The 14,342-nt window shown below is 37.5% G+C and carries 15 protein-coding genes; 10 read left to right on the top strand and 5 right to left on the bottom strand.

Annotated features, from left to right (window positions below; translation table 11 throughout):
- Nucleotides 1–18: 18 nt before the first annotated feature.
- The 8 genes from PCNPT3_RS04985 to PCNPT3_RS05015 all read left to right on the top strand — a co-directional run bounded on the left by PCNPT3_RS04985 (nucleotide 19) and on the right by PCNPT3_RS05015 (nucleotide 4,751).
- Nucleotides 19–513, top strand: a complete 495-nt coding sequence (locus tag PCNPT3_RS04985; RefSeq protein WP_015464774.1) for a GNAT family N-acetyltransferase — start codon at nucleotides 19–21, stop codon at nucleotides 511–513.
- A gap of 113 nt (nucleotides 514–626) precedes the next feature.
- The gene (locus PCNPT3_RS04990; RefSeq protein WP_015464775.1) at nucleotides 627–959 is read left to right on the top strand and encodes a YnfA family protein; all 333 of its coding nucleotides are present in this window, start codon (nucleotides 627–629) and stop codon (nucleotides 957–959) included.
- 177 nt (nucleotides 960–1,136) lie between these two features.
- Entirely contained in the window at nucleotides 1,137–1,427 is a 291-nt protein-coding gene (locus PCNPT3_RS13785) for a YkgJ family cysteine cluster protein (RefSeq protein WP_083900320.1), read from the top strand.
- A 345-nt stretch (nucleotides 1,428–1,772) separates the two neighbouring features.
- Nucleotides 1,773–2,234 (top strand): hypothetical protein, encoded by a 462-nt coding sequence (locus tag PCNPT3_RS04995; protein WP_015464777.1) that lies wholly within the window; start codon nucleotides 1,773–1,775, stop codon nucleotides 2,232–2,234.
- Nucleotides 2,235–2,616: 382 nt separating this feature from the next.
- Entirely contained in the window at nucleotides 2,617–2,967 is a 351-nt protein-coding gene (locus tag PCNPT3_RS05000) for a hypothetical protein (RefSeq protein WP_015464778.1), read from the top strand.
- Between the two features lie 123 nt (nucleotides 2,968–3,090).
- Nucleotides 3,091–3,468, top strand: coding sequence for a DUF4377 domain-containing protein (locus tag PCNPT3_RS05005; protein WP_015464779.1), 378 nt, complete (start codon nucleotides 3,091–3,093; stop codon nucleotides 3,466–3,468).
- A gap of 131 nt (nucleotides 3,469–3,599) precedes the next feature.
- Nucleotides 3,600–3,809 carry a DUF6500 family protein gene (locus PCNPT3_RS05010; RefSeq protein ID WP_015464780.1) on the top strand — a complete coding sequence of 70 codons (210 nt, stop codon included), beginning with the start codon at nucleotides 3,600–3,602 and terminating at the stop codon, nucleotides 3,807–3,809.
- A 498-nt stretch (nucleotides 3,810–4,307) separates the two neighbouring features.
- On the top strand, nucleotides 4,308–4,751 hold the full coding sequence (locus PCNPT3_RS05015; RefSeq protein WP_015464781.1) for a TM2 domain-containing protein: 444 nt from the start codon (nucleotides 4,308–4,310) through the stop codon (nucleotides 4,749–4,751).
- A gap of 202 nt (nucleotides 4,752–4,953) precedes the next feature.
- Here PCNPT3_RS05015 and PCNPT3_RS05020 read toward each other — a convergent pair whose 3' ends face one another.
- The 3 genes from PCNPT3_RS05020 to ebgR form a co-directional block, all read right to left on the bottom strand.
- Nucleotides 4,954–6,384 (bottom strand): amino acid permease, encoded by a 1,431-nt coding sequence (locus PCNPT3_RS05020; protein WP_015464782.1) that lies wholly within the window; start codon nucleotides 6,382–6,384, stop codon nucleotides 4,954–4,956.
- Between the two features lie 243 nt (nucleotides 6,385–6,627).
- A complete protein-coding gene (locus tag PCNPT3_RS14130) occupies nucleotides 6,628–6,774 on the bottom strand; it encodes a hypothetical protein (RefSeq protein ID WP_015464783.1) in 147 nt (48 codons plus the stop codon).
- Nucleotides 6,775–7,061: 287 nt separating this feature from the next.
- A complete protein-coding gene (gene ebgR, locus PCNPT3_RS05025; RefSeq protein ID WP_015464784.1) occupies nucleotides 7,062–8,054 on the bottom strand; it encodes a transcriptional regulator EbgR in 993 nt (330 codons plus the stop codon).
- 422 nt (nucleotides 8,055–8,476) lie between these two features.
- On the opposite strand from ebgR, the gene PCNPT3_RS05030 reads away from it, so the two are divergent.
- Nucleotides 8,477–8,809 (top strand): tRNA-binding protein, encoded by a 333-nt coding sequence (locus PCNPT3_RS05030; RefSeq protein WP_015464785.1) that lies wholly within the window; start codon nucleotides 8,477–8,479, stop codon nucleotides 8,807–8,809.
- 697 nt (nucleotides 8,810–9,506) lie between these two features.
- The gene (locus tag PCNPT3_RS14255) at nucleotides 9,507–9,680 is read left to right on the top strand and encodes a hypothetical protein (protein WP_015464786.1); all 174 of its coding nucleotides are present in this window, start codon (nucleotides 9,507–9,509) and stop codon (nucleotides 9,678–9,680) included.
- A 210-nt stretch (nucleotides 9,681–9,890) separates the two neighbouring features.
- Here PCNPT3_RS14255 and PCNPT3_RS05035 read toward each other — a convergent pair whose 3' ends face one another.
- Together PCNPT3_RS05035 and PCNPT3_RS05040 are read right to left on the bottom strand one after the other, a co-directional pair.
- Nucleotides 9,891–10,805: an OmpA family protein gene (locus PCNPT3_RS05035; protein ID WP_015464787.1), complete on the bottom strand. Its 915-nt coding sequence runs from the start codon at nucleotides 10,803–10,805 to the stop codon at nucleotides 9,891–9,893.
- A gap of 11 nt (nucleotides 10,806–10,816) precedes the next feature.
- Nucleotides 10,817–14,335, bottom strand: a complete 3,519-nt coding sequence (locus PCNPT3_RS05040; protein ID WP_015464788.1) for a hypothetical protein — start codon at nucleotides 14,333–14,335, stop codon at nucleotides 10,817–10,819.
- Between the last annotated feature and the right edge of the window lie 7 nt (nucleotides 14,336–14,342).

Consider the following 14,342-nt stretch of genomic DNA (forward strand, 5'->3'; position numbering starts at 1 on the left):
AAATGCAAAGGAGGTGCAATGAATATTAAAATTAGGCAGATTGAAGATAAAGATATTCGCGGTTTTTACGATGCGTTATGTCGCGTTGCAAACGAAGGGATATATTTACTAACACATCAAGCGCCAGCTTATGAAAAAATGCAACGTTTTGTACGGGAAAATATTGCAAACAATCATTCTCAATATGTGGCAGTGCTCAATGAGCAGATTATAGGTTGGGCGGATATTATTCCCTTAACACGAGAAACGATGCACCATGTCGGACATCTTGGCATGGGTGTTACCTTAGATTTTAGAGGACAAGGTGTGGGATCTGCTTTGTTAGAGAAAAGCATCGCGCATGCTTGGAAGCAAAACTTAAAACGCCTCGAACTAGAAGTCTTTTCGGATAATGAAATCGCCATTAATTTATATAAAAAATACGGATTTAAAATCGAAGGGGTAAAAAAACAGGCTAGATTGTTTAAAAATAAGTACCAAGATATTACCCTCATGGCGCAGTGTCAGCTTTGAATCTTCTGATTTGTTAAGCATACGTTATGAGTTATTCTTTTAAAAATACACAAGATCAGCTTTTATTATTAACGGTGTCATTGTTAATAATAATAATAGAGATGAGGAGTCTCATGTTTGAATTAAAAACCATCGCTCTTTTTGCGATCACCGCTATTGCTGAAATAGTGGGGTGTTATTTGTCGTATCTTTGGTTAAAGCAAGATAAGAGTATATTGCTCCTTATTCCTGCCGCCATCAGTTTATCTCTCTTTGCTTGGTTACTTTCGCTTCATCCTACTGCGACGGGGCGTGTTTATGCAGCATATGGTGGCGTCTATATTTTTGTTTCCATACTCTGGTTGTGGGGCGTTGATGGTGTTAAACCAACTTGGTGGGATCTTGCTGGTGGCTTAATGGCCTTAATTGGAATGGCCATTATTATGTTTGGGCCTAAACACGTTTAACGGCAATGACGCATAAAATAGGCCATTAACTGCGGATATTTTATGCGAAGCTCTGTTTCTAACAGAAAGTGGATAAGTGTTCGCCTTGTTTAATTTCGGTTTCAGGCTGAATGCACTCGAGAATGTTAACGATGTAGAGTATCCTATCGCCTTTTGAATTTTCTATTGTTGTTGTATATGATCATTAATGTAAAAAACTTACTCGTTGACGAAATTCTATGCTCTAATTGTCAGGCATGTTGCTGTAGCTCCGAAGTCATGATATTGACTGATACCGGTGTGCCTCATCGGCATATTTATGTCGATGAAAATGGCAGTGAGTCTATGTTGCGTTTAGACGACGGCTGGTGCTCGGCGTTAGATAGGAACACGCTACGTTGCTCTATTTATGAATATCGACCTTGGATCTGCCGAGAATTTGAGATGGGATCTTATGAATGTGCACAGGAGCGCATAGAAAAAATGTAGTTTACTTCTATCGGCATAAACATGCCTTATTTTTCTCTTTTAGCACTCCAGCTCCTCTCTGCAGCAAAAAATTCTTTTTTTGTCATGTCATTATAGGTCATGCACTTATCTAAAATCTTATAAACAGGGCGCGTCTCCGTTAGTAAATACTTTTTTATTTCAGGATCTCAACGAATCTGGTCTTTAAATTTTAGTGATTTGCATCGCATTTTGAATGGCTATGCTAAGGTTAATATATCGTTAGATTAGATTTTTGACGACGAACTTCTTCTTCATAATATGGATTATTGCATACCAGCACTCATTACTGGGGTCAATAAGAGATGGATTTGAGAGTAATAGCTCATGAAATTAAAAAGCCTATTAATGCACTTTAGAAGTGCTCTGGAATTAACAGATCCCTCCTGTTTTAAGGGGACATGCTTATCGGTAAATTATTTTCCTTATGCGTGTTGTGATCATACATCCCTCCTGTTAGCTGCTTATTTAGCGAATAACTCTTTTCCTGGCGCTTATATCATTCGTGGGATTGAGGGCGGAGATCACCATGAGTTAAACAGTCATGTTTGGCTAGAGCTTGATGGCTTAAAAATAGATATCACCGCGGATCAGTTTAATCGATATGGTTATGAAAATGCGCCTGTTATTGTTGAAAAAACCAATGTTTTCTTATCATCTTTTGGCGCTCATAATATGGGATTGGGTGATTTTAGAGAGTTCTTACTTTTGCACCATGCGTCGCCACTAATGGATGATTTCACGTTAAGTTACCGAACGATCACCTCTATTATTAGACAGCATTCATAATGATTGCTGCTTTAAAGAGGAGGGGAACTGTTTACCGGTGAATATAAAAAGCTATCGGTTTGTTTTAGGTAGCATAAAAATAAAGTCTGCTATTAACCCTCTCGCATTTTAGATAATTCATGTATCCCTTTGTTTGATAAATACTTTATAGAAAAAGGGAGGATGTTATTAAAAAGAGAAGGATCATTTATAAATCATTGAATAACGGGCAATAGATACAGGTATAATGCTCGAAGTTGTTATATTATTGCACCAAGGTTAGTGTCTACTTACATGCAAAGGAAAGCTCATTGCTACAGAGTATGATACTAATGATGGTATAAGAAAATTATATTTTTAAGTTGTTTTACAGTAGAGATAACAAGGTATATTAGGAGATAAAATGAAAACATTAATAACGGCTTTGCTCTTTAGTTTTTTTGTGGCAGGTTGCTCGAATTCTAAAAACATTGAATTTGAAGGTTTTTTTACATATGGACATGAAGTTTCAGTATTTCAAAACTGTAATGATTCTAAATTATATTGGTTAAATGGACTCGATATGCAAAATATAGAGCAAGCCTCTTTAAGCCTTGCTAGAACAAAAAAATCGCCTTATCAGCCAGTTTACATTAAATTTTTAGGCTCATATGAAGATCGCGAAATGATTGGCTTTGAAGATAACTATGATGGATTGATTTATTTAGATAAGTTACTCACAGAAACTGGAAAAGCACCTTTAGATTGTAAATAAAGCGTTATGATAAACTGTCAGTGTTAATAAGGCTAAAGCCAGTGATGCTGACAGATTTATAGTTGCTCGGTTTAACTTTAGGGCGTCTAGAATAGTATTTTTAATATAAAAAGAGTCATAAATATGCAAAAAAATAGGTGGATTTTACTACTGTGCTTATTATCGGGTTGTGCAAATTATAGTGCTAGTAACACCGATACCGATACTTATAATGATACCAGTACATCAGAAAAGTTAATGACAGTGGATGTTGGCGCGCATAAAGTGGCGTGTTTTGGTGTTGGGCCTATGCAGTGTTTAGTCGTGGATGATTTATTATTTTATTCAAAAATTCAAGGCTTTAATTTTGAAGAAGGCTACAACTATCAGCTTAAAATAAAACGTATTACCGTGTTTACTCAATATACGGTGCCAGCAGATGCTAGCCTATATGAATACCACCTTATAAAAGTGCTAAGTAAGACAAAACAGATGTCATTATTAATAAATGAGAAGATATGATCCTTTAACCCTGATATTTAAAAGTAAAAATAGGGTGCTGGTGGACGTTAAACTTAAATAATGAGTACACACAGTGCTTTACTGCGATATGGTTTAAAAGTTACCTTAAATAATAAAAAAGAGCGCATTAAATGAGAGAAAGCTTACGAGCAAAAATAATTAAAGTGTGTGATGAAAAAATACAGAAAAAAGGCGCTAATGTGGGTTTATCTTTTTATGCTTTTTTTGCCAATAAAAATGATGATCCGGCGCTTTTAATGGAAGTTGCACAGTGGTGGATCATGACTCATCAATTGGATCACTTTGAAAAAGCATTGAAAATAAAACAAATGTTACAATGAATAAGAACGTCAGTATGCGTGCTAATGAAGCCTTACCTCAGGTGTAAAATCAGATTTCCTATCTTTCCCTCGTTATCAAAGGCCTATAATAAAAAATCTGTATTGTTAACTTAAAAATCCATTCAGGGTAAGCGCATTTACAAGGGCGCCTTGTCCTTATTATTTTTGCCTTGTGTTGGTGTTTAACTTGCTTAAAGCAACGTTTAGGCATTGCAGATGAGGATCTCTGATAAATTTTTAAATGACTAAACAAATTTAAAGGTCATTGTTTCCTCACTTATCTGGTACATGGCCTATAGTTTACTTTTAACAGAATAATAATAATAATAATAAAGATAAATATAATAGGGAATATCGTATTCCGTCTCACTTCTAACATAAAAAGTATCACATACACATCACTTAAAAAAGTTAACTAGATGTTTATTATGGTTTTTTATGCTATAAAGCCATCATAACAAGTAAATGTTAGATAACTATCCAAATGGAGTTGTAAATATGAAAGGTAAGATCCTTGAGTTTAATGAAGAAAGTCGTTCAGGTGTTATTTCTGGAGAAGATGGAAATAGATATAACTTTCAAGTGACTGAATGGAAAGGTAACGCATTACCTAAGGCCGGTAATAAAGTTGATTTTTCGATTAAAGGTGATGACGCAGAAGCTATTTATGCTGATACAGTCACTAATTCTGGTTCATCTAAAAAAATTGGCGCTGCATTGTTTGCGTTTTTCCTAGGCGTATTCGGCGCACATAAGTTTTATTTAGGTTACACCAAACAAGGTGTGATCATGTTACTTACGTTTTTGTTTGGTTTTATCCTCTTAGGTTTACCTTCAATGGTTATCGGCGTGATTGCATTTATTGAATTTATTCTTTATTTAGTGAAATCAGACGAAGAATTTGAAGAAACATATGTTGTAGGTAAAAAACCTTGGTTCTGATTGAATGTTAAGCATATTGGTTTCAATATGCTTAACGGGTAAGAGGGTTTTGATTTATACCCATGAACTCAAGCGCTGATCTGAAAGAAAAAGGCACTTAAATTAAGTGCCTTTTTTTATGTATAAAGGAAAATGACTTTTAGTTCGGGTTCTCAGAGCTTATTGCTCACTCTCCTGTTTTTCTAACAAGGCTTCTCCCTTCTCAAACTTGAAGATCCTCCACCAAGTCCACGCTTTCATCTCCCTTTTGTGATTTTTCATATTGATTGTATTTCCACCATGCGTAGCCAAGGAAAATAACAATACCACCTACATTATAAAAAATAATAGTGAGAATATCTGCGCCAGTAGGGAAGGTCGATGCGAAGAAACCAATCGTAAAAATAACGATCAAAATAGAAACTGTGCTGATGCCAACTCTGCGTGATCCCATTCTAAACTCACGAGGTAGATGATCTAATTTCACGCGTAAATTTAAGTATGCAATCATAATAAATAAAGGCGGTAACATTGAGGCCGCCGCCGTCATATTAATAATGGTACTCATAAGCTCTTGCACTGTGTCAGAGGCTAAGCTTGGAATAAACATAAGTGGAATAACAATTAAGAATTGGATCCATGCTGCACGTGCGGGTACGCCATGCTTATTTAATTTAACGGTTTTTTCACCAAAGATACCTTTTGGTATTTCAGCAAAAAATATCTTAACTGGCGTGGCTGTCCACATCAAAAGAGACCCAAGCATGGCGGTGAAAGATACAATGCCGACAAAACGATTCATGAGTATTTCAGACCACCCAAAATGTCTGGCCAGGCCTTCAAATACTTGCACAGATCCTCCCGTGAAATGTAACTCATCACGAGAAACAAAGACATTAGCGACAATAGAGCCCACGGAATAAAGCACACCAATAAAAATACCGGCTACGATAATCACTTTAACGAAAGACTTATGCCCCCCCTTTATGTCATTTACATATACCGCAACCGATTCAGCGCCACCTGCAGCCATAAATATCCAGGTGATGATCCCTAAAAAGGCCCAATTAAACGTTGGGGTCATTGCTTCAATCGAGATAGGATCGGCTGGTTGAATACCTCCCAATAAAGCGCCCCCTGCAAGAAGAATATAAGATAAAGTCAGGAGTAACATCAATGATGAGGTAACGGTAATGATAGGGCCCAATAATTTGGCGCCATTTGTAGAGACATAAGTTGCTATCGCAAAGAGTACTGTACTAAAAACCGCCGTGGTGAAAGGGGTAAACATGTACTCATAACCAAGAAAAGCATAAGAGGCATAAGCGATAACTTTGGGTAAAAGGGAGGTAAAAAAGAATAAGTTAACAAACCAATAAGTGTAGGCGGTCATAAATGCCCAGCGTCCACCTAATGAACTTTTTACCCATGCATAAACGCCGGCTTCAGATGTCTTATTGAGAGAGACAAATTCGGCAACAATCAAACAAAAAGGAATAAAATAAAAGATAGTTGCAATAAAAAACATGGGCGCAGAAGATAAGCCAATTTGAATGTTATTCATCACGATATTATTAAAACTGAACACAGCCGCAAAGGTCATAGACAGCAATGCAAATTTTCCAATCGTACTTTTTCTTTTGATTTGAGACATTAGATACCCCTTTGAAAATTTATTAAGGACGGATTTTGGCGTAGAGGAAAAATCCTTATTAAGTTGATCTAATACCAAAGGAACTAAAAAGGTTACCCGTCTTGCTTGTTGAAATTATCCCTACCTGCGTTGTGAGTTTTGAAGTGAGAACAACTATCTCCTACAACTCCCGCCTTGCTAGTGTTAATTTTTCCTACGCAATACATGAAAACTTAATTAATTCCTTTGGTATAACTAAAGATGTTATTTATTTAAAAAGTTGTCATCTTCTCTGAGCGCAGCACGCGATAAGCTTTGTTTGGCTATTTTTGGTGACTGAGAAGAGGAAAAGTATGTGCGTGCTGGCATACAGTTCTCTTTTAAACGGAAGACGTTTTCCTTTTTATTCATGCGATATCCTCTTGATAAAGTCGACTTAACATTATTAAAAAACAGTGTATTTTATGAAGTGGGAGTTTAACTAAAGTTTTACTAAAACAAATGGGTAAGGTTGTTTATTTTTAACTGGCGCATATATTATGAGCAAGATTGTGATCGAGCTTGAATAAAAAGCATACAAATTAATTTTTAAGGGAAAGTCAAAAAGTGAAGAAAGTACAGATATTTTAAAAAAGGATAAATAGCATCACCTATGCTTTATCGTGGGTGATGCTATGCGTAACGTGCTCGTTTTACTATTATTTTGTGGTGTTACGTAGACGTAGATCGCTTGGAATATAGACGCGTAGCGGGATTTTTCGATTATCACGCTGGCGCTCTATTAATAAATTAACCCCTTGACTGCCCATTAATTCTGAATGAATACGCACGGTTGATAACGAAGGGAAAGTAAATTGCGCGGTAGGAATATCATTAACACTGATCAATGCAATATCATCCGGTATTGATAACCCTTGCTCATGAATAGCACGTAAAACACCGATAGCAATGGAATCTGAGGCGATAAAAAAGGCTTTTGGGTGATCTGTTTTTAGCATCTCTTTGGCTAATTGATAGCCGGATAAACTAGAAAAATCACCGCAGTATAAATCATTTTTAAATACGACACCTTTTAATTTTCCATATTCATAAAATGCCTTTTCCCGAATGTCTGGAATCTCTTGATTGTCACGGCCACCAATAAACCCTATTCTATTATATGATTGATTTATAAAGAAATTAACGACCTCTTTGCTTATTTTAATGAGGTCAATATCTACAGAATCAAAGTCTTGATCATGATCGGTATAATCAATGTAGACAATATTTTTACAACGTTTTTTAAGTGCTTTTAAGGTGTCTTTTGTTTGCCTGCCAATTAATAAAACACCATCAAGGTGCTTTTCATGAATATCTAAATTAGCTTCATAACTATTGGTTAAGGTAATATTAAATTTAGCACATTGAATTTCAATACCATGACGGATAGCGAGATAATAAGGATCATTTATTTCTATATCTTGTTTATAACAATATAAAGCTAAAAAATTTAAGGGCGGTTTTGTGTTGGTGGGTAATGAGGCTGCTAATTTTCGGGTACGACTTGTTTTATACTCTAGTTTTTCTGCTATTTCAAAAATACGACGTCGCGTTTCTTCTTTAACGCTGAGTGTCGGATCTTCGTTTAATACGCGAGATACGGTTGCCAGTGAAACCTTCGCTTCACCTGCAATTTTCTTTAATGTAGCCACTTATTCCCCAGTTATCTATTTTATATGTGTATATATTACTGAATTATTTAGCGCTTTAATACTCTAATGTTTTTTACTAAAACTTAGGGGGTTAACGTGCCATTATTAGTGTTATAGGTTGTGTCTTTTAAGTTTTCATTAAAATTATGAACAATAAATAATCAAGTATATACTCTTTTATGATGAAATATCGATACTGTAATATATTGTTTTTCCTGTAACGTGTTTATTTATATTATAAATAAATTAACAAGCCCTAAAAGGCTAGCACATTTATAAGGATCTGCCGTGAGGAATGAATGTTTCGCTAAAAAAATTGATTTTACAGGCTACGCTTTTACTTTAGTAAACATTTACTTGACCCTTAAATATTTGCTGATAATGTAACCGTTAAAATAAAACAAACCTGAGGAAAAAGTGAAATGGAAACAATTGCCTATACGGACTTTGCCAAATTAGAAATGTGTGTTGGAAAGATCACCGATGTAAAACGTCATGAAAATGCAGATAAGTTGTACATTGTGCAAATAGATGTGGGTGATAAGCATTTACAAACGGTGACGAGCCTAGTGCCGTATTATACGCAAGAGCAGTTACTCGGAAAACAAGTCGTTGTATTGTGTAATTTAGCGAAGATGAAAATGCGTGGCGAAACATCGGAATGTATGTTGCTCTGCGCAGAAACAGAAGATGGCTCAGAAAGTGTGTTATTAACGCCTGAACGTATGATGCCTGTTGGCGTGAAAATCGTTTAAGAGTAAGTGCTTTTAGTCACTTAAACACTATCACTGCATTTTATATTGTCGCTGATGGCTGGCTTGTTCAATTAAAAGAGCGTAATCATATAAACGCATGGGAGGGACCCTATGTTTATAAGATGGATTTTCACCTTGATGGCGCATATTTTTAGGTAAAAATAGATCGCTATTAATTGTCTAAAATTAAAGACGTAAGATCACAAAAAGTATCATTAATATCCAATCTTTTGGAGTTTGTTTTTTGGTTATTTATTTTTCTGGCATGTTATGGTCGGTTGTTAATGAATGAGCCCCTTTATATGTTTGGATCCTCCCCATACCCCTCCTTTTAAGTATGATAGACGGTTTTTTGGGTACTTACGTGGCTCTTCTTATCGTTTACATCTCCGTTTTGAGCATATCGATGAAACGGGCTTGCAATGGATAGGCGTTGCGCGAGCTTATTCTGAAAAAACAATATTATTTTTGCAGAGCAGATGCTTATCTTACAAAAATCACTGCATATTTAACGTTATCATGGCTGTTTATGTTACCTGTATGCTCATTGTATTTTTTATAAATCGTTGTAGCTTGCTGATTTTACACCTTGAGGTAACATGGTCGCGCAGATTATAAATGTGGCACTGCGTAGATGACATCTTTTGAGATGAGTGTTGTGCAGTGTAAAGGGAAGTGGGTGTAATAGGGAGACAGAATGTTAAAAAAGATCCTAATTTATAGTGTATTAATAGCGTCTAGTTTTTTTATGGGGACGCAGTGGATGCAATTTCAATACGATGATATTTGTTTAGATTTAGGTGGCGGTAAAAACCCTCAAGGCTCGCCTATTTGCGTGTTATTCCTTGAAAGTCCTCCTTTTGAGGAATAACCTCAATATTTTGAGCACATCAGTGGCCTGATGCGCTTTTTTGTTTTTATTGAGAAGGAAAAAGAGTTTAATATTTAGCCAATCACACGTCAGATAAGCATGATGATAAGTGCATATCTGAGAAGGCGGGGCTGTGATTTGGGGGCAGACTGATCTCTATTATTGCGAAGGAAAACGTTTTTTACGGCGCAACAATAGAAATATAGTGGCTTATTGACTCAGCACTTGTATTTTTTGGTTACTGATATCACCTTCTTTAAAGACCACAAACGCACGTCGATTTGACGCGTTGGCAAGGGCATTATGCTTGACGTCAATGGGCTTACTTTCGCCAAAAGAGGTGACTTCCCAGATAAATTGACTCGCATCGAGTTTATTGCGTAAGTATTTTTCAACCGCGCGCGCCCGAAAGGTCGCTAATGCCTGATTATAATCGGCTGCACCTTGTATATCGGTGTGCCCTGCAATTAATATGCGCCCGTTTAAGCCGGCTAGTTTGTTTATAAACGCATCTAACGTTTTTTTATCTTTTTCGGCCAGCTGTGATTTATCAAATTCAAAATGTGAGGCAACCGTTGCGTATATTTTCCGTTTTAAATCAGTGATCGCACACGCAGGATCCTCGTTTTTAAGGGTGCTTTCTTCAAAGATGAGATAGGCGCGTCGGTTGGCAGCATTTGCCGCTAATGTTTTTTGGGTGCTCAGTGGCTTTGTTTCGCCATAATATTTAATTTCCCAATCATAGTTTTTGACCTCGAGCTGTTTACTCAAATAATCTTTTATCGTCTGTGCGCGTTGCGCTGAAAGGTGCACATTGTATTTTAGAGATCCTTGTACGTCGGTATGCCCAACAATCGCAATGCGACCTTTTAAGTCTTTAATTTCACGAATAAACAGATCAATTGAAGCCTGATCTGAGGCTTGCAGATCATATTTATCAAATTTAAAGTGTTCAACGCTTGCCATATGAATGGCACGTTGTGGTAATAAGCATTCACTGATCAAAAACTTTTGTACTTCATTCTCGTATTTATTAATGTTTTCTTGGCTGACGTAAGTGTCTGTACTACAAGCAAATACAGAAAACAGACTGGCTATCAGCAGGGCATATGTTTTTTTATTCATGGGTTAACCTTTTATATTTTGCCGATCAGATTAAGAAAGACACCTTGTGCATCATAATCATCATCATTGGTTAAATTGTCATCAAATGCAGAGAAGTTATAGCCTACACCGACTTTAAAGTTAGCTGATATATATTTATTAAAAGAGATAAGGGCGCCTTGCTCTAGCTCCTCATTGAGGGTGTCGCCTTTCCAATGGTACTCGGTGCTAATATCCCAGTCTTTCATAATGCGGTAAGAGGCGCTTAAGCCCACTAAGTAAATTTGGCTATTTACATAAAATGAGGCATTAGAGGCGCGTTGATAAGCCTCAAATTTATCTTTGTAAGCGTATTTTACGCCAAAGTCCCAGTGCGCATCCATGGAGTATATTGCTTCGGTCTCAATGATATGGCTCTTTTCATCGCTATAATCGACATCTCGATATAAGTTATCAAAATCAACAAGATAAGTATAACGGGCCAAAAAGTTTAAGTTATCATTGTAAATAGGGCGATAAGCCAGTCCAATACTTGATTCAATAAAGCGCTCTAAGAGGGCGTTTTCAATACTATTGACCGCTTTAGAGTAATCAAATTTAGCAAATAAAGTATATTCATCACTTAAATGGTGCGTATAACTGTTGGTGGTGACCCATTGCTCAATTTTTTCATTTGTCGCCTGTGCATCATCACGGCGGTATTCTATTTTATGCTTAAGGCTGACAGTGTCTAAGTCGATGCTGATATTAAAGCTAATCGCTTGGCGGAAAACCACACCTGTGATGCTGTTTTGAGGATCATCATTGTAGTCAATTTCACCTTGTTGATAGGCAATGCCCATATCGACATCATCGTTTAAATCATAATCAAAGCCAAACGAGTCAAGTTGACCTTTACCATTACGCTCGCGGGTAAATTGGTTTTCTTGATAGAAGTCGAGGGTTTGCGTTAAGGTCACGCGTTGACCTAACGTGACGTTGTTTTGCTGCTCTGCGCTGTCATTGAGATAGGTCACATAGGTTGAATAATTTCGGGTGACGTCATAAGTTAAGCTTGCATCAGTAGCATCACCTCGGTCGCCATCGGTGTAGGCTGCCGATAAACTTAAATCATCAAATATTTGAACTTCACCACCGAGGGTCAGACTGTCATTTTGTTCATAATTTTCATTGCTGTGCAGGGTTTTTTGGCCTTTAAGGTAAAGACTGTTGTCATTATCCCAAAGGTATTCAAATTTTGCGCCAGCGAGGCTACCATTACCGGATTCATTTTCAGCGTTCAGCTCGGTAATATTTTTACCGGCTATCGACACTTGAATATTATCATTGAGCATCCATGCACCTTCAATTTCGGCGCTACTGGTGTCTGTCTTTAAGGTGCCATCGAGTTCTTTTTCTTGTAATTTAGAGAGACGAGTAGAAAGTTGAATGTCATCGCTCACTTGTAAACGTAGCTGCGCGCCGTAAGAGGTTTGCTCTACATCATCATTTTGGCTGGCAGATGAGTAGCCGGCATCTTTGGTTTTATACCACGCTTTAATATCATTGCCGATAGCGCCAAACCAATTTGGATTTAAGTCATAAAGACTGGCCACACCCACAAGTTGTAAGATATTACCGCTGCGCTCCTGCGTACTTGCAGAGCCCACTTGTGAAAAGCTAAGGCCACCATCATAGGAGACAAAATTACTGTCGGTTTGCGATCCCTCAGAATGGGCAACTTCCGCTTTGAAGTAACTGCCTTCGGTGGCGCGTAGGGTTAAATCGGTGCTGTATAATTGATGGTCTTGATTATCTTTTTGCTCACTAATATAACTGGCACCCAATCCAATATTATCATTTACCCAGCCTTTAACGCGTCCGCCATAGGTGGCGTTTTCAGTCGATTCTGTGCCTTTAGGGACATACTCATAATCGACGGCAAGATAATTACTATAACCATCACGAGGGTCATCATTGATAATGGAAGAAAACGCTTCATTCACAATATCAGACAGTGGCTTTGTTAAAATGATCCGCCCTTGGTAAGCATCAATCGTATAATCACTGCCGGCTTGTAAGGTGATCTCTTTTTCAACGAAACCGGTGTCTTTATCCATTAATTTAACACTGACTTTATCACTGCCAGTGACCACTTCACCATGCTTTAAAAAGTACAACGAGCCACCGGTGCCTAAAAACTCTTCGTGTGAGTATAGCGTTTCTGAATTGGCGGCAAAGCCTACGATATTTAAACGGTCTGCGCCAAACTCGGTGGTTTCTCGGGTGCGATAATCGGTTTTAAAACCATATAAACTGCGGTTGTAATCGGCGTTGTCAGTGCCTGTGATCCCGGTGTTATAGTTACCCCAGAGCATTTCTGATTTATCATATTGTACGTTTAAGTAGAGTTTTCCTTGGGTATTCACCCATTTTTTTATGTTGGCGTTATCGCCATAATTACCGTACATCATTTCATCATCGCCATCGACAATATCAAAGACGCTACGTGTATCTTGCGCTGAGAAAAGCCCGTTAAACATATCTTTTATATTGCTTTCTTGGGTGTCGATGTGAGTGATAATACGTAATTTATCACCAAATTTACCAAGGCCAAAGTAGGCTAAACGGCCTTGATTATAAATATTATCGGTGTATTGGTCATCGACACTGAGCGCACTATTGTCGCTACTGACAAAGTTTTTACCGATGTATAAATCGGCTAAACCTGCTTGCGCGTAATATGTTTCGGGAATGCGCGCATACAGAGAAAAACGGCGTTTACTGCCATCTTTAAAAATGACAGTGGTCGGGAAGCGATAACTGTCGGTGGGTAAAAACAGCTCTGCATAGAGCTTATTGTCTTCAACATCAAACTCATCATCACCGATGTGTACGCTTTCAACCCCTTTTAAGCCGGAGCCGATAAATTTTATTAGCCCCGATGAAGTCGGGATATTATGACGCTTAAGTTGGGCTTTGCCGTAATGTTGACCGGCATCTTCATCATTAGTATTTTTATCAATGCTGACTTGTTTATCGCCATTAACTAAATCAATAACACCTAATGTAGTGATGTCCATATTGTTGTCTTTGTCCCACACTTTAAGGCGGAATAAGAGTTGCTCACCACGTTTAAAGGCATAATCTTTGACCTTTGATTGCCCATCCCAATCAATATTACTGCTGTTTGATAAACTGTCACCACGCTGTATGACCAAGGGCTCACTCAGGTGTCTATCATTTCCACGGTAAATCTCGAGTTGCCAATGATGAATGTAATAACTAAAGTTGGTGTCGAGGTTAAAGCTTAATGGGTTGAGTAATTTCCCCTGCTTAACTTCAACTTCGTCACTGACGCTAAGGCTCAGCACCGGATCAAAACGGCTAATGTCACGGCTTGCCCAAATGGCGCCTTCTTTTAAATAAATACGTGAACTTTCACTTTGCGTTTGCGCTTGTTGTTTCAGATCCGTGCTGTTTGAGCCTAGCTTTTTTAAATGTTTGCTCTCATCTGCAAGCGCGAGGCTCGGCATTAAACACAATATAAACACAAATGTTTTTTGTTTCATTAATCGC

It is taken from the genome of Psychromonas sp. CNPT3, assembly GCF_000153405.2.
In the GTDB taxonomy this organism is placed as follows: Bacteria; Pseudomonadota; Gammaproteobacteria; order Enterobacterales; family Psychromonadaceae; genus Psychromonas.